20 protein-coding genes and 1 tRNA gene are annotated in these 15,896 nt (G+C 64.6%); 8 read left to right on the plus strand and 13 right to left on the minus strand.

Annotated features, from left to right (window positions below):
* Window positions 1-111 precede the first annotated feature (111 nt).
* Window positions 112-182, plus strand: a tRNA-Gly gene (locus LDB05_RS10265).
* Between the two features lie 232 nt (window positions 183-414).
* Here LDB05_RS10265 and LDB05_RS10270 read toward each other — a convergent pair.
* The gene (locus LDB05_RS10270) at window positions 415-858 is read right to left on the minus strand and encodes a DUF4112 domain-containing protein (RefSeq protein WP_226007825.1); all 444 of its coding nucleotides are present in this window, start codon (window positions 856-858) and stop codon (window positions 415-417) included.
* 353 nt (window positions 859-1,211) lie between these two features.
* Here LDB05_RS10270 and LDB05_RS10275 point away from each other — a divergent pair, with 353 nt between their 5' ends.
* From LDB05_RS10275 to LDB05_RS10290, 4 genes are all read left to right on the plus strand, one after another.
* A complete protein-coding gene (locus LDB05_RS10275) occupies window positions 1,212-1,565 on the plus strand; it encodes a HalOD1 output domain-containing protein (RefSeq protein ID WP_226007826.1) in 354 nt (117 codons plus the stop codon).
* 165 nt (window positions 1,566-1,730) lie between these two features.
* Complete coding sequence (locus LDB05_RS10280; RefSeq protein WP_226007827.1) at window positions 1,731-2,045, plus strand: MTH1187 family thiamine-binding protein; 315 nt, start codon at window positions 1,731-1,733, stop codon at window positions 2,043-2,045.
* A gap of 73 nt (window positions 2,046-2,118) precedes the next feature.
* Complete coding sequence (gene mch / locus LDB05_RS10285) at window positions 2,119-3,051, plus strand: methenyltetrahydromethanopterin cyclohydrolase (protein ID WP_226007828.1); 933 nt, start codon at window positions 2,119-2,121, stop codon at window positions 3,049-3,051.
* Window positions 3,052-3,053: 2 nt separating this feature from the next.
* On the plus strand, window positions 3,054-3,581 hold the full coding sequence (locus tag LDB05_RS10290) for a double winged helix-containing putative transcriptional regulator (RefSeq protein WP_226007829.1): 528 nt from the start codon (window positions 3,054-3,056) through the stop codon (window positions 3,579-3,581).
* A gap of 17 nt (window positions 3,582-3,598) precedes the next feature.
* On the opposite strand, the gene LDB05_RS10295 is transcribed toward LDB05_RS10290, so the two are convergent.
* The 5 genes from LDB05_RS10295 to LDB05_RS10315 form a co-directional block, all read right to left on the minus strand.
* On the minus strand, window positions 3,599-4,936 hold the full coding sequence (locus tag LDB05_RS10295) for a glutamate-5-semialdehyde dehydrogenase (RefSeq protein WP_226007830.1): 1,338 nt from the start codon (window positions 4,934-4,936) through the stop codon (window positions 3,599-3,601).
* A complete protein-coding gene (gene proB, locus LDB05_RS10300; RefSeq protein WP_226007831.1) occupies window positions 4,929-5,762 on the minus strand; it encodes a glutamate 5-kinase in 834 nt (277 codons plus the stop codon). Before proB ends, LDB05_RS10295 begins: the two co-directional genes overlap by 8 nt.
* Window positions 5,755-6,531, minus strand: coding sequence for a pyrroline-5-carboxylate reductase (gene proC / locus LDB05_RS10305; protein WP_226007832.1), 777 nt, complete (start codon window positions 6,529-6,531; stop codon window positions 5,755-5,757). Before proC ends, proB begins: the two co-directional genes overlap by 8 nt.
* A 63-nt stretch (window positions 6,532-6,594) precedes the next feature.
* A complete protein-coding gene (locus tag LDB05_RS10310; RefSeq protein WP_226007833.1) occupies window positions 6,595-7,290 on the minus strand; it encodes a TMEM165/GDT1 family protein in 696 nt (231 codons plus the stop codon).
* Between the two features lie 292 nt (window positions 7,291-7,582).
* On the minus strand, window positions 7,583-9,184 hold the full coding sequence (locus LDB05_RS10315; RefSeq protein ID WP_226007834.1) for a GTPBP1 family GTP-binding protein: 1,602 nt from the start codon (window positions 9,182-9,184) through the stop codon (window positions 7,583-7,585).
* Window positions 9,185-9,411: 227 nt separating this feature from the next.
* On the opposite strand from LDB05_RS10315, the gene LDB05_RS10320 reads away from it, so the two are divergent.
* Both LDB05_RS10320 and LDB05_RS10325 read left to right on the plus strand, forming a co-directional pair.
* On the plus strand, window positions 9,412-9,591 hold the full coding sequence (locus LDB05_RS10320; RefSeq protein WP_226007835.1) for a hypothetical protein: 180 nt from the start codon (window positions 9,412-9,414) through the stop codon (window positions 9,589-9,591).
* Window positions 9,592-9,625: 34 nt separating this feature from the next.
* The gene (locus tag LDB05_RS10325; protein WP_226007836.1) at window positions 9,626-9,913 is read left to right on the plus strand and encodes a hypothetical protein; all 288 of its coding nucleotides are present in this window, start codon (window positions 9,626-9,628) and stop codon (window positions 9,911-9,913) included.
* On the opposite strand, the gene pyrF is transcribed toward LDB05_RS10325, so the two are convergent.
* Entirely contained in the window at window positions 9,910-10,710 is an 801-nt protein-coding gene (pyrF, locus tag LDB05_RS10330) for an orotidine-5'-phosphate decarboxylase (RefSeq protein ID WP_226007837.1), read from the minus strand. The two genes, LDB05_RS10325 and pyrF, sit on opposite strands and share 4 nt — an antisense overlap.
* 474 nt (window positions 10,711-11,184) lie before the next feature.
* Window positions 11,185-11,610, minus strand: a complete 426-nt coding sequence (locus LDB05_RS10335) for a VOC family protein (RefSeq protein WP_226007838.1) — start codon at window positions 11,608-11,610, stop codon at window positions 11,185-11,187.
* A 181-nt stretch (window positions 11,611-11,791) separates the two neighbouring features.
* Between LDB05_RS10335 and LDB05_RS23590 the strand changes: the two genes are divergently transcribed.
* Window positions 11,792-11,890, plus strand: coding sequence for a C2H2-type zinc finger protein (locus tag LDB05_RS23590; RefSeq protein ID WP_425498599.1), 99 nt, complete (start codon window positions 11,792-11,794; stop codon window positions 11,888-11,890).
* A gap of 207 nt (window positions 11,891-12,097) precedes the next feature.
* Here the strand turns inward: LDB05_RS23590 and LDB05_RS10340 are convergent, their stop codons facing one another.
* The 5 genes from LDB05_RS10340 to LDB05_RS10360 all read right to left on the minus strand — a co-directional run bounded on the left by LDB05_RS10340 (window position 12,098) and on the right by LDB05_RS10360 (window position 15,834).
* Window positions 12,098-13,036: a VOC family protein gene (locus LDB05_RS10340; protein ID WP_226007839.1), complete on the minus strand. Its 939-nt coding sequence runs from the start codon at window positions 13,034-13,036 to the stop codon at window positions 12,098-12,100.
* Between the two features lie 69 nt (window positions 13,037-13,105).
* Window positions 13,106-13,942 carry an alpha/beta fold hydrolase gene (locus LDB05_RS10345; protein WP_226007840.1) on the minus strand — a complete coding sequence of 279 codons (837 nt, stop codon included), beginning with the start codon at window positions 13,940-13,942 and terminating at the stop codon, window positions 13,106-13,108.
* 138 nt (window positions 13,943-14,080) lie between these two features.
* Complete coding sequence (locus LDB05_RS10350; protein ID WP_226007841.1) at window positions 14,081-14,386, minus strand: MarR family transcriptional regulator; 306 nt, start codon at window positions 14,384-14,386, stop codon at window positions 14,081-14,083.
* 118 nt (window positions 14,387-14,504) lie between these two features.
* On the minus strand, window positions 14,505-15,188 hold the full coding sequence (locus LDB05_RS10355; RefSeq protein WP_226007842.1) for a haloacid dehalogenase type II: 684 nt from the start codon (window positions 15,186-15,188) through the stop codon (window positions 14,505-14,507).
* 163 nt (window positions 15,189-15,351) lie between these two features.
* Window positions 15,352-15,834 carry a peroxiredoxin family protein gene (locus LDB05_RS10360; RefSeq protein ID WP_226007843.1) on the minus strand — a complete coding sequence of 161 codons (483 nt, stop codon included), beginning with the start codon at window positions 15,832-15,834 and terminating at the stop codon, window positions 15,352-15,354.
* Window positions 15,835-15,896 lie beyond the last annotated feature (62 nt).

Here is a 15,896-nt window from a genome sequence, read left to right on the forward strand (position 1 = left end):
GCGTGACGTGTCGCCTCGAGCACTCGAAAATCGCCATGCTGCAGCATGCCGATGCCGGACCGATTCGCAACCCTTATACATCCGTCCGGCAGTAGGTATGAGTGCAGCAGGGCGCTGGTAGTGTAGTGGTATCACGTGACCTTGCCATGGTCACAACCTGGGTTCAAATCCCAGCCAGCGCATTTCTGTCGCGAACAAAACCGTGAACGACAGGAATCGTTCTGGATTTGAACGAGAGAAGTCGCAGCCTCGAGCGAACGAAGTGAGCGAACAGGACCGTCTTCGCGGTGTTCAAATCCCAGCCAGCACGTTTTCGATACCGAGAGGGTAGGGTGACGCTACGAGGCACGGACCAGCGAACGATCGACCCGTGGTCGGAGCGAATCGCTTCTCGAGAGCCGCCGAGCGATCAGGTTAGTCGATTGTGACGACTTCCGGCTCACTGTCCGACTGCCCGCCCTCGTCGGCGAGGTCCTCGAGCGCGAGCTGCAGGTTCCACTTGTTGGCCTTCCAGAAGGCGTCGAAGATCACGCCGAGGACGGGGACGGAGCCGATGACGGCGTCGACGCCGATGTTCGCGAGCATGCGGAGCAGCGTCGACTGGGAAACGCCCTGTCGAGCGGACTCGACGACGAGGTACAGCGAGACGACTGCCGCAGCGGTGTCGCCGGCCCCCGGAAGGATCCCGACGATCGGATCGAGCCCCATTTTGAAATCCGTCCCCGGGACTCGAATCCCCTCGTCGAGGGCGTGTGCGACCGTATGCATGCGTTTGATCGCCGCTTCGTCGACGGCGGCAGGGAGGTCCTCGAGGGCCTCGAGTTCCGAACTGAGATCGTCTCCTGAGCCAGTAGCCATGATTCTGCTATAGTCACGCGCGTGGATAAGCCCGCGGGCGGCCGTGGCAAGCGTCCGGACGGTTGCCTACAGTCCGCTCCAATCACGCTCGCAGATACCGGGCTGCTGCGGACACGCGAGGAGCGGCTAACAATCGAGTATTGATTTCACAAAGTCCGTGTTGTCGTGAGTGTCCACGACGTGGAGAGATCGACGAGCGGACGAGCACCCGGAAGCGACCGCGCAGCGAGTATTTGAGAAACGTATCTAGCTCCGCGATGAATTTCACGTACGTGTACTCTTAGTGGTTGCGAGCGGCTTTTATACCGTGAGTAACTACGTGCTAATACACGATTGAACGATCAGATCTAGCAATGCAGACGGAACTCTCACCCGCAGACGGCACGAACGACCTCCAGTACGACCAGCCAAACGACCGCTACGTGTTCCACCACGACGCCGACGGAACGGCGACGATCACCACGACGATCGTCCACGCCCTCGCGTCGATCGCGGACACCGACGTCTCGCAGGGGGAGTTCTCCCTGTACGATAGCGTCGATCCGGACGCGCTCGACCGTATCTTCGGCCAGAAGGCGGACGGCTCCGACCGAACCGGTGGTCACATCGCCTTTACGGCCCTAGAACACGAGGTGTACGTCTACGCGAACGGCGACGTCATCATCTACCCGCCCGCGGAGACGCCCCGGGCGCCGGCCACGAACTGAGCGCGGGCAGTCCGTCTCCCGTCGTCACTCACTGATCGTTTTTCTCCCGCGCACACCTCCACGCCGCCAGCGTCGCGGCCGGAGACGACTCGAGTCGCCCGGAGTGCTCCACCCAACGGGTTCGTATGGCACGGATTTAGGTTCCCGCCGAACGTCAGGGCCGCTATGACGGTAGTCGCACTACTGAGCGTCGCACCGGTGATCGAGGACAGTATGGCCGGCGAGGTCGCGAAGGCTGTCGATGCGCTCGAGGCGTACGACGTCACCTACGAGACGAACCCGATGGGAACGGTGATCGAAGCGGAGACGACCGACGAACTCTTCGCGGCCGCGCAGGCGGCCCACGACGCCGTCGATGCCGATCGGGTGAGTACGGTTCTGAAAATCGACGACAAACGGACGCGAGACGTCGACGCGTCCGAGAAGGTCGACGTCGTCGAAGAGCACCTCGGTCGACCGGCGACGAATCGGGAGTCGTAACGGTCATAGCTGTCAGACGTCGGTCAGACGCCAACGGACAAACGGTTTTACCCCGGGGACTGAATCCCGTCGCATGGAAAGTCTCAACCGAATGGCGATCGAGCTGGTCGACGAGGCCCTCGACTACGCCGAGGAGTTGAATATCGGCGGGTACGACCTCGAGAACGAAGCGACGGTACTGGACTTCGGGCTCGAGTTCGACGGCGGTATCGAGGCCGCGCTGTTGCTGACCGAGATCCAGACGGCCGGGATGGCGACGCCGAACTACGAACTGGGCGAGCTGGGCGACGCGTCGATTCCCTACGTCGAGCTCTCGACGGATCAGCCGGCGCTCTCGCTGCTGTGCTCTCAGAAAGCGGGCTGGGAGGTACTGACCGAGGACTTCGAAGGGCTGGGAAGCGGTCCCGCCCGGGCGCTGGTCGCCGAAGAGGAGGAGTTCCGCCGCATCGGGTACACCGACGCCTTCGACCTGACGGCACTGGCCATCGAAACGGAGATGGATCCGACCGAATCGGTGGCCGAGCACGTCGCCGAGCGCGCGGAGGTCGAGACGAGCAGCGTCTTCCTGCTGGCCTATCCGACCGCGAGCCTCGTGGGGAGCATTACGAACGCCGCGCGCGCCGCAGAACTCGCGACGTTTCGACTCTCCGAACTCGGCTACGACCCGCTCGATATCGTCTCCGCGACGGGGCGCGCACCGGTCGCACCCGTCGCAGGCGACGAACGGACGGCCATCGCGCGGACGAACGACGCGATCGCGTACGGCGGGCGGGCGCATCTCACCGTGCGAGAGGACGCCGATGTCTTCGACTCGGTGCCGTCGACCGCGGCCGAAGATCACGGCCGGCCGTTCGGCGACGTCTTCGACGATCTCGATTGGGACTTCTCGGAGGTTCCCTCGGACCTCTTCGCCCCCGCAACGGTGACGATCGACGTGATCGGCGGCCCGACGTACGTCCACGGGGAGACGGACGAGGAACTGCTCGTCGACTCCTTCGACCTGTAGTCGTGCAGTTCAAACCGGTTCCCGAACCGCCCGTGGAACTCTCCGTTCTCGCAACGATTCAGCGAGCACTCCCCGCAACCGCCGGTGACGTCGACGACTGCTGCCGACTGCTGCTCGAGGAAACGGCCCTCGAAACGCGAGACGAGGCGGCGACGTGGCTCACCTTTCTCCGTGCGCTCGAGCTCGCGACCGAAGAACCGGCGGGCTTTCGCCGCCGCGATACAGGGTCCGAATCAGCACTCGATTCCGACCGGCTCCGTCGGGCGTTCCGAGCGCGCGTCTACGGAGCCGACGCCGCAATCGGCGTCCTCGAGCGAGCCGACGGCCCACTGACTGCCGACGAGGTCGCAGAAGCGATCCGTAGCGAACGACAACGGTCCGGCGCACGCGAGCGACGGCCGACCCGTTCGGCCGAAACGCAGCGCGAACGGGTCGAACGGCTCCTCGAATGGGCGGTTCTGCTCGATCTGGCCGAACGAAACGGAGAACGAGACGAAGACCGTTACAGAATCGCGCTCGCGCGCGAGTAGTTGAAAATCGACCGGCGCTACTCGTTCGACAGGTGACCGGGAGACCAGTCGCCGTCGAACGCCTCGTGAGTGAACGGCTTGGCGTCCTCGCCGGCGTAGGTGGCGACGAGCTGGCCGTCGCCCTCGAGGTGGTACTTGTAGGTCGTCAGCCCCTCGAGGCCGACGGGGCCGCGGGCGTGGATTTTTCCAGTGCTGATGCCGACTTCCGCACCGAGACCGAACCGGTAGCCGTCGGCGAACCGGGTCGAGGCGTTGTGGAAGACGCTCGCCGAGTCGATGCTGCGCATGAAGGTGCTCGCGCGGTCGGCGTCCTCGGTCACGATCGACTCGGTGTGTTTCGAGCCGTGGGTGGTGACGTGATCGATCGCGGTCTCGAGCGAGTCGACGACCCGGATCGAGACGATGAGATCGCCGTACTCGGTGTCCCAGTCGGCGTCGGTCGCCGCGTCGACGTCGACGATCTCGCGGGTGGCCTCGTCGCCGCGGATCTCGACATCGGCGGTTTCGTAGCGGTCCGCGATCGCGGGCAGGAACTCCGCGGCGACGTCCTCGTGGACCAGCAGGGTTTCGACGGCGTTGCAGACCGCGGGATACTGGACTTTGGCGTCGTACGCGATGTCTTCGGCCATCGAGAGGTCGGCCTCGTCGTCGACGTAGACGTGGCAGATACCCTCCGTGTGGCCGAGGACGGGAATGCTCGTGTTGTCCTGAATGTAGCTCACGAACTCGGAGCTGCCCCGGGGCATGAGGAGGTCGATGGCGTCGTCCATCTCGAGCAAGGCGTCGACGTCCTCGCGGGCCTCGATGTGCTGGGCCCAGCCGTCGGGGACGCCGGCATCGGCCGCGGCGTCTTCGATGATCTCGAAGAGGATTCTGTTGGAGTGGAGCGCCTCGCTGCCGCCTTTGAGGATCACCGCGTTCCCCGACTTCAAGCCGAGCGCGGCGATCTGGACGAGCGCGTCGGGTCGGGACTCGAAGACGGTTCCGACCACACCGATCGGGACGGCGACCTTGTAGAGCTCGAGGTCCTCGTCGAGCTCGCGCGCCGAGAGCGTCTTCCCCAGCGGGTCGTCCTGTCCGGCGACGCTTCGGACCATTTCGGCGATGCTCTCGATCTTCGATTCGGAGAGCTTCAGGCGATCGACGAGCGCCTGCGTGTACTCGCCCTCCTCGAGCAGCCGTTCGCCCTCCGCGACGTCTTTCTCGTTTTCCGCGAGGATCTCGTCGGACCGCACTTCGATCGCGTCGGCGATCTCGTGAAGCGCCGCGCTCCGGTCCTCGTCGGACAGTTTCGCGAGCTCGAGGGCCGCGGTCTGTGCCTCGTCGACGTCTCGTTCGATATCGGTCTCAGTCATCGCTCACACCGTTGATGGGGACGAATATGGTCCCCACGGGTTTGGCAGTAGCGATTTTCGCGAGCACGTCGGGCTCGGTCGACTTCGCGATGACGGCCGGTACCCCGTGCTCGCTGACGTCGCGTGCGCCTTCGACTTTCGTCTGGATGCCGCCGAACCCGTTGGTCGTGCTTTCGGAAGTTATCTGCTGGACCGTGTCGTAGTTGCGGCCGACGGCTTCGATGCGTTCGGCGTCGGGGTTCTCCTTCGGATTGTCGGTGTAGACGCCGCTGACGTCGGTCAGCGTGACGAGCAGGTCGGCGTCGACGCCCATCGTCGCCGCCGCCGAGAGCATGTCGTTGTCGCCGATCCGGAGTTCCTCGGTCGCAACGGCGTCGTTTTCGTTGATGATCGGGACGACGCCCCAGTCCAGCAGCGTCTCGACGGTGTTCCGGAAGTTCGTGAACCGTTCGGGGTTCTCGAGGTCGTGCTGGGTGAGGAGGAGCTGGGCCACTTCCCGGTCGTACCGGTCGAAGCTCTCGGTGTACCGGTGCATGAGGGTGCTCTGGCCGACGGTCGAGAGCGCCTGGGAGTCCTCGAGCGTCTCGTTGGCCTGCCCGATCCGCCCCATCCCGGCCCCGACTGCGCCCGACGAGACGAGGATAACCTCCTTGCCCCGCGAGAGGAGGTCCTCGATGTCGTCGACCAGCTTGTCGAGTTTCGCGTCGTCGAGGTTCGACTCCTCGTCGGTCAGGGAGTTCGTTCCGGCCTTGACGATCACGCGATCCGCGTCGGCGGCGAGCCGCCTCGCCTCCGTGACGGCCGCCTCCTCGAGCCCCTTACTCATCGTTGAATTCTGCCGCGAGTTCCGCCGATCGTTCCTCGGCCGCCTTCACTGCCTCTCTGACCTCCGCGTCGGCGTCGCTCTCCCAGAGGACCTCCATCCCTTCGATCGTCGTCCCGTTGGGCGAGCAGACGGCGTCGATCAACTCGTCGACGCTCCGGTCCGATCGGAGGACGGTCTCGGCCGCCCCTTTGAACGTCTGTGCGGCCAGCGTTTCGGCGTCGTCGGGCTCGAGGCCGCCCTCGACGCCCGCGTCCGCCATGGCCTGAATGAGATAGAAGACGAAGGCCGGACCGCTCCCGTTGACCGCGGTCGCGATGTCCATCTTCTCCTCGTCGATCTCGGCGAACTCGCCGGCGTCGTCGAGCAGCGCTCGCACCTCGTCGGTGATGCCGTCCGTAGTCACGGCCGCAGCCATGTCGCCGGTCTCGGCGGCGAGGTTCGGCATGATCCGGACGACGTTCGCGTCGGTCCGCGCCTCGACGTAGTCGGTAGAGACGCCCGCAGCGATAGTGAGCAGCGTCTGCTCGGGCGAGAGATCGAGATCCTCGAGGACTGCGCCGACGATATCCGGTTTCACCGCGACGATGACCACGTCGGCGTCGGACGCGTCCGATACGTCCGACGTCGTGCGGTCGACGTAGTCGGCGACACCCTCGAGTGCGTCGGGATCGAGGTCGCACGCGATCACCGTATGGTTCCCGGACCGCCAGAGGCCCTTGATCAGGGCGCTCCCCATGTTGCCACAACCGATAACGCTCGTCTGTACCATCTTGTCTAGGGTGAGGAACCGAGGGAGACATACCAACTTTGGTTTCGATCCCCGCAGTCACACTCAGTGGAATCCGAGAAGTACCGAGGAGATCGCCTCGACGATCGTCTCCCAGACCGAAATCCCCGTCAGGATCTGCAACACGGTATCGAGCCCGAAAAAGAGGAAGAGCCCCGCGCCGGCGAGGTGGGCCAGTCTGGCGTCGAAACGGTGAGAGAACCGGTGGAAAAAGTAGGCGTTGGCCGCGCTCACGGGAACGATCGCGAGCATCTCGCCGGCCCAGATCGCGGGGTGGGCTCCGTACTGCATTGCGAGCCCGATCGTGACGAGCTGTGTTTTGTCACCGAACTCCCCGACGGCCATCAGAGCGAAGATCGGGACGAACCCGCGGAGGTACGGCGGTACGTCGCGGCCGAAGATCGAGATATCGATCGCGTCGGCCGTCGCCGCGCCGCCGTTGGTCGCCACCGGTCGCTCGCTCGTCTCGGGGGCCGACCTGACGAGCAACGCCGCAAAGAGGAGGAACAACCCCGCCGTGACCGCGTCGAGGTAAACGGGTGGTAACACGCCCTGGATCGCCGCCCCGAAGAAGATCTCGACGATCGTCCAGCCGGCAAAGGCGCTCGCCGCGGCCGCGACCACGATCCGGGGATCGTATCGTGTCGCCAGCCCCGCGATGATGAACTGCACCTTCTCGCCGGGGAGCACCGACAGCTGCAGGACGAACGCGGCGACGAGGATCTCGAGCCAGCCAGTCATCCGTGAAAGGTGCTGCAGGGATGCTGTCGCACAGCGATATCACCGGTCACGTCGAGGTTTAGCCGCGTCTAATGTTTATGTGTTTTCGTCTACTGGATGGGTGTCACGGGCCAAACTACGGATGTATGACCGATGAGGACGTCGAACGACGGACGGTTGGTCGAGTTGGCGTGCCGGTTCGGAATCGCGTTCGAGCCGTCCCCCGATCGCGGGGCGCTCGAGTTGACCGCTATCGAATCGGCGGCCGCCTCGGGGAGAGGGACTCGAGACGAATCGCGTTCCCGGTCACCAGTCACTCCATCGGGGAGACGTCGGTCACCGTCCCCACGCCCTTGCTGCGTCCCTCGCGGAAGACGAACTTCTGGCCTTCCTCGACGAGGTACGGACGGAACTTGAACTCGACGGTGGTCTTGCCGGTGTCGCCCGGCAGCAGCCGACCGTCTTCGGGGTAGAACGCGGCGGCCTCGCCGATCGTCTCGAGGTGGACGACCGGCTCGTATCCCTCTCCGATTCGGGTCGGGTGGTTGAGCACCATGACTTCGGCCTCGAACTCGCGGACGGGTTCGGGGTCGGCGTCGCGAGGGAGCAGGACCATCCCGCGCTCGATCGCGCTCTCCTGAATCCCTTTCAACGCGATGCCGACGATCCGGCCCGCCTGGGCCGTGTCGACCCGGTGGTAGTGCATCTCGATCGAGCGGACCTCGACCTCCTGGAAGCGCCCGTCGGACATCGGGCCGATCAGGAGTTCGTCGCCGGCCTCGACCTCACCGGCCATCACGGTCCCCGACGCGACCGCGCCGACGCCGGTCACCGAGTAGCTCCGATCGACGTACATCCGGAACTCGCCGGTGTCCTGGGAGGTCTTGGGCAGCCGATCGAACAGTTCGTCCAGCGTCTCGAGGCCGTCCATCGTAATCGCGCTGGTTTCGACGATGGGGACCACCCGCTCGCTGACCTCCTCGATCGCGGCGTCGACGCCGTGTCGGGCGACCCGCAGCGGCGATTTGTCGACGTCGCGGAGGAGCCGTTCGACCTCGCGTTCGACCTCCTCGACGCGCTCTTCGTCGACGGCATCGGTCTTCGTGATCGCGACGATCGTCGGGAGGTCGGTGGCGAGCAAGACGCCGAGGTGTTCTCTCGTCGTTCGCGTCGGCCCGTCGTCGGCGGCGACGACCAGCAGCCCGTAGTCGAGTTTCTGTCCGACCAGCCCGCGGATCGTCGTCCGGAGCCACGGCTCGTGGCCGACGGTGTCGACGAACGAGACGAGCCGATCGGCTTCCTGCACGACTTCCGCGCGGTCGGCCTTGCGATTCGGGTTCCGGACCCGGACCGGCCCCTCGTCGTCGAAGCCGTAGACCGCGTAGGACAGATCGGCGGAGAGCCCCCGCTCGACCTCGTGGGGCTGGACGTCGAGGAACGCGCGAGTCGCACCGTCCCCGTCGTCGGGCTTGCCCGTGACGAGCGACCCGACGAGCGTACTCTTCCCGTGGTCGACGTGGCCCGCCGTCCCGACGACGACGTGTTCGTCGTCCGTCTCGAGGACGCCACCCTCGCGGACCTGCGCGACGCCGACGATTCCCTCGTTGATTCCCCACGTCTGGACGTCTTCGATGTGTGCGTCGGCCTCCTCTGCCAGCAAGGAGAGAACGTCCATCGTCTCGGAGAAGGTGTCGGCATCGACGCCGGCGAGACCGCCGTCGTCGGTGACGCCGACGACGTACGTCGCCTCGCCGTCGCCCGAGAGGAGTCGATGTCGGAGTTGCGCGGCCAGGCTCTCCCGCCGTCCACCCTCGAGGTGGACGTCTCGTGACAATCGCTCTTTGAATTCGACGTTGCCACCGTCCTGTTCGCCACGGTCCAGGGCTCGCTCGAGGAGAGCCCGGTCACGGCTCATACGCGCTGGTAGTTGGGCGCATGGCAAAAGCCTTCCCGTATATTGATAGCACGTGTCACGATTCGCCTCTCGTTTCGCGGAAAACTACGCCGTAGCCCGCTCTCTCGTGATCGCGAGTGAAGAGGTTCGTCGTGACGGTCCCCCGTGCCAGTCTCGAGTTCGGGTCCAATCGTCGACCCGAGCGCGCCGGGCTCGCTTTCAAGCCCTTCGAGTCCGTACCCCGAGGTATGAGCGTCAGTGGCCTCTGTCAGATCTGTGAATCCCGTCCGGCTCAGGAGCAGTGTTCGAACTGCGGGACGTTCGCGTGTGAGGTCCACTTCGAGGAAACCATGGATCTCTGTGCCGATTGCGCCTCGCAGGCACAGCCGGGGCCGGGGAACGACGACGTCGAGATCAACCGGTTCTGACCCGGTTCGACGACCGACGAACGCATCCGCACCCGTGACCTCTATTCGCGACCTGCTCGGCGAATCGCTCGGCGTCGGCGAGAGGTATCGACTCCGACTCGAGGAACGAGACGGGCGGCTCGTCGCCGACCATCCGAGCGACACCAGTCCGATGGATATCGTCGTCGTCGAGGGGCTGGACCGACTCGAGGAGCGACCGCCGGCGGAGCCGGTTACGGTCGAAATCATCGACCGAGTGGTCGATGACCGGATCGCGGGGCGAGTGGTCGACACCGATCCGACTCGCGCGGTGGACTCCGACGATAGCGCGTCGGACCGCTAGCGTCGGTACCGATTGAGCCGCTTTTTGAGTCGCTTCGCGGCCTGTCCGCTCGCGCTCGCGAACTCCTCGCCATCGTCTTCACCAGCAAAAATAATGCCGCGCGAGGAGTTGACCAGGCCGACGCCGTCGGCCAGTCCATACTCCACGGCCGCCTCGGCGTCACCGCCCTGCGCTCCGATACCGGGAACGAGGAAGGGGAGATCGGGCACCTGTTCGCGGAGTTCCTCGAGCTCCTCGGGCTGGGTCGCCCCGACGACGAGCCCGACGTTGTCGTTCTCGTTCCAGAGGTCCGCCAGCGCCGCGACTCGCTCGTAGACGGGTTCCCCCGTCTCGAGTTCGAGGTCCTGAATGTCGGCCCCGCCCGGGTTCGATGTCCGACAGAGAACGAAGACGCCGGACTCCTCGTCCGCCAGAAACGGCTGCAGGGAGTCCCGACCCATGTAGGGGTTGACCGTGATCGCGTCGACTTTTTCGAGCAGCTGCGCGTATTGCCGGGTCGTGTTGCCAATGTCGGCGCGTTTGGCGTCCAGGAGGACCGGTACGTCCTTGCCGTGGGCGTAGGCGATCGTTTCTTCGAGAGCGCGCCAGCCGTCGGGGTCCTCGTAGAACGCCGCGTTGGGCTTGAAAACGGCGGCGTGTTCGTGGGTCGCGTCGATGATCCGGCGGTTGAATGCCCACCGCGGGAGGTCGTACTCCTGGAGGTGCTCGGGGAGACGCGACGGGTCGGGATCGAGGCCGACCGAGACGACGCTGTCGACCGTTCGGATACGGTCGTGCAAGCGGTCGAAGAAGTTCATGGCGGGAGTGGCTTCCCGACGGTCGAAAAGGTTGCTATACCGACTGCCGAGACGATTCGCCGCTGGGACGGTCCGCCCGTCTATCATCGATCGTGAGGGTTGCGAACAGTGGTCGTTCCAAATTCTTTAGACGGCAACTACTTCATTCGTATCGTAATCGGGTACCGCATGGGAATTCGACAGGACGCGGTGTCGTTTTCGCGTCGGCTCCGCGAACAGGTCCGGTCGGCGGTCAGGGACTCCGGAGACGGACGGGAAGACCGAACGGACCCCGAGGACGACTCGGGTACCACGGTCGAATCGAGCGGCAACCTCTTTCACTGCTCTCGGTGTAGTGCCGTCTATATCGCCACCGAGAAGCACGTTTGCCCCCACTGTGAGACTGAAGTAGACCAAGTTCGGTCGACCCTGACGTGTAACGACCGGTAACCCGCTACTCCCGACCGTCGGTACAACCGTCTCCGAAACGGTTGCTTACTCGGACGACTCGAGGACCTCGATCAGGTTCCCCTCGGGATCGCGGAGGAACATGATCGTCGTCCCGCTCTCGGTCGTCCGCGGCTCGCTGATCGTCGGGACGTCCTCGGGAAGGGACTCGGAGAACGCCTCGAGATCGGCGACCGAGAGCCCGACGTGCGTCGCGCCCGGTTGGTTGAGTCCCGCCGCGGGAGATCCCCTCGCTTCGGGCTCGTACTCGACGAGTTCGATTCGGGTTCCGTCGGCCTCGAGGTGTGCGAAGTCCGCGCTCGCACCCTCGACGTCGACGGCCTCGGCGAAGGCCTCGCCGCCGACGCTGAAGCGATTACTAACGGGGAGGTCGAGGACGTTTCGGTAGAACGCGAGCGTCTCCTCGAGGTCCGAGACGGTGATACCGACGTGATGTGCGCTGAGGTCTGCCATTGTCGGGTGGTACGAGCGGGCGGGAAAAACGCTTCCGTCTGCCGGTCGGTTACCGCGACCGGCAATCACGTTCGCGTTCGATTACAGTGCAACGACAGCGAGTCGCTGTGCGTCGGTGTTTCGCCTGTAATCGACGGCTGTGATTATTTACCGCTGATCCGTGTCAGCGTATCCCGTACTCATGGCAGACGAACACGAATGTGACCTCTGCGGACAGTCGTTCGACACCGAAGAAGAACTGCACGATCACGCTGAGGAGGAACACGAAGACGAAATGTAGCCGCGTCGGATCGCTTCGCCCATTTTTCGCCGGTGAGACGCCGAGAGTGACTACCCGGTTCGACCCGTCGATGTCCCGGCACTCGGTGCCGATAGCGATCGATCGGACCGATTTCAGCGGCGGTCGGTTCGCTCCTCGTTCGCGAGCTATAGTAGTCGTTGAAACGATTTACTCACCACTCGCCCCTGAGCGGGAGTACAATGACTTTCAACGACTATTAAATTCAGTCGAGAGGTCCGGCAGTCCCGCTTCGATCTCGCCGCGTCGATCTTCCAACCACTCGGGGAGGACGAGACGCTCGCCGAGTTCCTCGAGCTCCTCGTCGACCGTGTACCCCGGCTCCTCGGTCGCGAACTCGAAGAGCACGCCGCCGTGTTCGCGGACGTACACCGACTCGAACCACTTTCGGTCGATGATCTCGGTCGGTCGGAGTCCCTGTCCGGAGAGGACGTCGCGCCACTCGGACTGCTCGTCCGCAGTCGTCTGGAACGCCACGTGATGGACGGTCCCGGCACCGGGTTGACCGCGGGGTGCCTGCGGTTCCTCGAGGATATCCACGACGTATCCGAGGTCGCCGCTGCTCTCGTATCGTCGGCGGCTGCCGCCCTCGTCCGTCCGGCTGTACCCCATCGCCCTCAAAACTTCCTCGGTCGGCCCAGCCGTCGCCAGCGACAGCGTCACGCCGAAGAAGCCTCGAATCGCGTGCTCGTCCGGAACCGACCCCTCGGGCGGATCGCCGGCGGGCGCATCGGCCCTGGCGACGAGCTCGAGCGGAAGCCCGTCGGGATCTTCGAAGGAAACGACGGTGTCTCCGAACCGCTCGTGTCGTTCGGCGTCGACGCCGGCGTCCGTTAGGCGCTCGGTCCAGAACTCGACCGCGCCTTCCGGGATCAGGAAGGCGACCGCGCTCGCCTGTCCCGTGCCGACCTGCCCCTGTCGGGCGTCGGGGTAGGGGAAGAACGTCATACTGGTTCCGGGGCTCCCGCCGTGGTCGCCGTAGAACAGGTGATAGACCGAGACGTCGTCCTGATTGACGCTTCGCTTTACGAGCCGAAGGCCGAGCGTCTCGGTGTAGAACTCGAGGTTGCGACGGGGATCGCTGCCGATGGCGGTCACGTGGTGGATGCCGGGAATGGCTGCTGGCATACGAGGACGTACGTATTTCGATCGGAATAATCCCGGGGCCGGACCCGCAGCCGACGACTCGAACGCGGGTCAGTCCCCCTCGAGGAACTCGCGAAGGTGGTCGCCGTAGGCGTCCGGTCGATCGGCCATGACCCAGTGGTTCGCGTCGTCCAGCCCGACGAGTTTCGTGTCGGCGATGTCCTCGTCCAGCCGCTCGGCGTAGGAGATCGGCTGGAACTCGTCGTCGGCACCCCACAGCAGGAGCGTCCGCGCCGTAATCTCGCTCGGGTCGATCTCGGTCGTGTGACTCGTGTTCGTCCCGATTGCGTTTCGCGAAACCGAGACGACCGCTTCCTCGGAGTCCCAGGGGGCGAGCATCCCCTCGACGAACGCGTCGTCGGCCTCGCCGGCCAGCGTATCCCGGAAGAGCCCTTCGAGCATCTCCTGAAGATCGTCGGGACTCATCCCCTCGATCGTCGAGGGCAGTCCGAGGTCGACGATCGTCTGGATCGGCCACGAGTCGTAACAGACGCCGTTCGAAAGCACGAGCGTCTCGACCGCATCCGGATTGTGAGCGGCGTACCGGAGTGCCACGCCACCGCCGAGGTCGTGTCCGACGAAGGTGATCGTCTCGAGCCCCAGTTCCTCGAGCAGGCCGTCGATCATGGCCTCCTGGGCACGGATCGAGCGGTCGAAGCCGTCGTGCATTGCCGAGTTCCCGTAGCCGATCATGTCCGGCGCGATGACCCTGTACTCGTCCGAAAGCGGCGGTGCGACCTCGCGAAAGAGGAACGACGACGTCGGAATGCCGTGGCAGAACACCACCGGCTCGCCGTCGCCGTCGTCGTAGTAGGCTACCTCGAGGTCGTGGTCGTCCACGGTAACGGTCGTCTTCTCCTGACCGTCGGACCAGGTTTCGTACTCCATGCCGTGTCGCGCTGCCACGTCGATGTCAATAGAGGTTGGCGTCCGTCAGTGCTCGGACGTGTTCGCGGCAGCCGATCGCTGCCGCTCAAAGGACCTCGTGACGGGATTCGGAGCCGGTTCGACGTCGGAATTCCGCCGTCAATCGTCGGCAGGATCACGACCGCGCGTCTGAGTCTCCGCGCTCGCAAACAGCTCGTCGTTGAGCGAATAGATGTGCTGTCTGGCGTCCGAAAACGAGATCTGCGAGTCGACGAGATCGTGTTCCTCGAGTTGCTTCAGCGCGTAGCGGACCGTTCGGGTGGGAAGCATGGTTTCCGTCGCGAGCTGGGACTGCGTGAGCCTGCCCTCGTGTGCGAGGACCGTCAGCACGAGTTTGGCGCTCGGCGGCGTGTCGTCGACGGCGTCCGGGGCTGTATCCGCGGTGAGAACGACCTGATCACTCATGTATCGATTCTCTCGCCACGGATCGGCTTGAATGACTCTCGGCAATGCACGGGTCCCGCACAGCCGCGGTCGAGCGCGGCTTAAAACCGTAGTCGTCTCGACATTTTGAGCGGCGTATCTAGACGCCGAGTGCGTCCGCGAGCTCGTGAATCGACTCGACGGTCAGGTCCGGCTGACCGGCGATCGACTCCCACGGCCGCCCCTTCCGGTCGACCCACGCGCCCTGCATGCCGGCGTGTTTGGCACCCATGACGTCGTACCAGCCGGCGGTGGCGTGGACGATTTCGTCGATCGGCGTTCCGGTTCTGGCGGCCGCGTGGCGGTACAGCTCGGCGGCGGGTTTGAACGTCTCCACCTCGTCGGCGCTGATCGAATCCGCGAGGAGGTCGCCGACGTCGGCGTGGGCGATCATCGAGGAGAGCATGTCGGGATCCCCGTTCGAGACGACGTAACAGTCGTAGCCGCCCTCGCGGAGCCGTTCGATCCCGTCCCGGACGTCGTCGAAGACCTCGAGTTCGTGGTAGACCGCCAGAATTTCGTCGCGCTCGTCCGCGGTGATGTCGACGTCGAAGGCGTCCAGCGCGTACTGGAGCGCGTCCCGATTCATCTCGTAGAACGGCTGGTAGGAGTCGATGTGATTCGCGACGAGCGTGTACTCGAGCGATCGGAGCCGCCACAGCGTCGACACCGGCTCGGGGTCGTCGACGCGATCCGCGAGGGCCTGCGCGGCCGCATCGACGTCGACGATGGTGCTGTAGGAGTCGAACGTGACCGTCGTGACGCGGTCGGGGTCGAATGGCATTCGGCTGGAACGACAGGGCGAGTCGCAATAGTTCTCGGGCGATCGTCTCGAGGAATCGCGGACTATCATCAAGGAATGCAGATGTAAGCACGGAACGAGATACCAGTCTGGCGAGAGCGCAGTAGCTCGTGAAAAGAGGACGACCGAATCGATCGAACGACGGCTACTCGCCGAACGGGTCCTCGTAGTCGTTGCGGATGAAGTACCGGACCCAGTTGCCGTAGGTACGGTCGGCGGGGTGGTCCGCGACCTGCTCGAAGCGGATCGTGCCGTTTTCGTCGATGACGTACACGCCCGAGATGCCGGTGAGGCCGTGACTGGTCTCCTCGGTGCCGCTGTACTGGTCGGCGACCTCGCCGTCCGGATCCGCCTGGAGCTGAATCTCGAGGTCGTAGCGGTCGCGCATCTCCGTGACCCGCGACAGAGGATCGGTCACTACGGGTAGGACGTCGACGTTTTCGTTGAACCAGAGGTCGTAGGAGACCTCGCTGAACGTCTGGAGCTGTTCCGCACAGAAGCTACACCAGTGGCCGCGGTTGATGATGACGATGGCCGGTCCCTCCTCGAGTCGGTCCGAGAGCGATACGTCCCCGCCAGCGGTGCTCGGAAGCGTGAAGTCTGGCGCTTGGTCGCCTTCTAATCCCATACACGAAAGATGGTCTACAGTGGGGTATGTCTGTGGGCTACCTGTGGAAGCACGTGCGGAGT

Source organism: Natrinema salinisoli, assembly GCF_020405205.1.
Classification (GTDB): Archaea; Halobacteriota; Halobacteria; order Halobacteriales; family Natrialbaceae; genus Natrinema; species Natrinema salinisoli.

What these genes read in the sequence shown, in the direction of transcription:
- LDB05_RS10270 (WP_226007825.1), bottom strand. Translation starts at nt 858, where the DNA reads ATGGCTACTGGCTCAGGAGACGATCTCAGTTCGGAACTCGAGGCCCTC.
- LDB05_RS10275 (WP_226007826.1), top strand. Translation starts at nt 1,212, where the DNA reads ATGCAGACGGAACTCTCACCCGCAGACGGCACGAACGACCTCCAGTAC.
- LDB05_RS10280 (WP_226007827.1), top strand. Translation starts at nt 1,731, where the DNA reads ATGACGGTAGTCGCACTACTGAGCGTCGCACCGGTGATCGAGGACAGT.
- mch (WP_226007828.1), top strand. Translation starts at nt 2,119, where the DNA reads ATGGAAAGTCTCAACCGAATGGCGATCGAGCTGGTCGACGAGGCCCTC.
- LDB05_RS10295 (WP_226007830.1), bottom strand. Translation starts at nt 4,936, where the DNA reads ATGACTGAGACCGATATCGAACGAGACGTCGACGAGGCACAGACCGCG.
- proB (WP_226007831.1), bottom strand. Translation starts at nt 5,762, where the DNA reads ATGAGTAAGGGGCTCGAGGAGGCGGCCGTCACGGAGGCGAGGCGGCTC.
- proC (WP_226007832.1), bottom strand. Translation starts at nt 6,531, where the DNA reads ATGGTACAGACGAGCGTTATCGGTTGTGGCAACATGGGGAGCGCCCTG.
- LDB05_RS10310 (WP_226007833.1), bottom strand. Translation starts at nt 7,290, where the DNA reads ATGACTGGCTGGCTCGAGATCCTCGTCGCCGCGTTCGTCCTGCAGCTG.
- LDB05_RS10315 (WP_226007834.1), bottom strand. Translation starts at nt 9,184, where the DNA reads ATGAGCCGTGACCGGGCTCTCCTCGAGCGAGCCCTGGACCGTGGCGAA.
- LDB05_RS10320 (WP_226007835.1), top strand. Translation starts at nt 9,412, where the DNA reads ATGAGCGTCAGTGGCCTCTGTCAGATCTGTGAATCCCGTCCGGCTCAG.
- pyrF (WP_226007837.1), bottom strand. Translation starts at nt 10,710, where the DNA reads ATGAACTTCTTCGACCGCTTGCACGACCGTATCCGAACGGTCGACAGC.
- LDB05_RS10335 (WP_226007838.1), bottom strand. Translation starts at nt 11,610, where the DNA reads ATGGCAGACCTCAGCGCACATCACGTCGGTATCACCGTCTCGGACCTC.
- LDB05_RS23590 (WP_425498599.1), top strand. Translation starts at nt 11,792, where the DNA reads ATGGCAGACGAACACGAATGTGACCTCTGCGGACAGTCGTTCGACACC.
- LDB05_RS10340 (WP_226007839.1), bottom strand. Translation starts at nt 13,036, where the DNA reads ATGCCAGCAGCCATTCCCGGCATCCACCACGTGACCGCCATCGGCAGC.
- LDB05_RS10345 (WP_226007840.1), bottom strand. Translation starts at nt 13,942, where the DNA reads ATGGAGTACGAAACCTGGTCCGACGGTCAGGAGAAGACGACCGTTACC.
- LDB05_RS10350 (WP_226007841.1), bottom strand. Translation starts at nt 14,386, where the DNA reads ATGAGTGATCAGGTCGTTCTCACCGCGGATACAGCCCCGGACGCCGTC.
- LDB05_RS10355 (WP_226007842.1), bottom strand. Translation starts at nt 15,188, where the DNA reads ATGCCATTCGACCCCGACCGCGTCACGACGGTCACGTTCGACTCCTAC.
- LDB05_RS10360 (WP_226007843.1), bottom strand. Translation starts at nt 15,834, where the DNA reads ATGGGATTAGAAGGCGACCAAGCGCCAGACTTCACGCTTCCGAGCACC.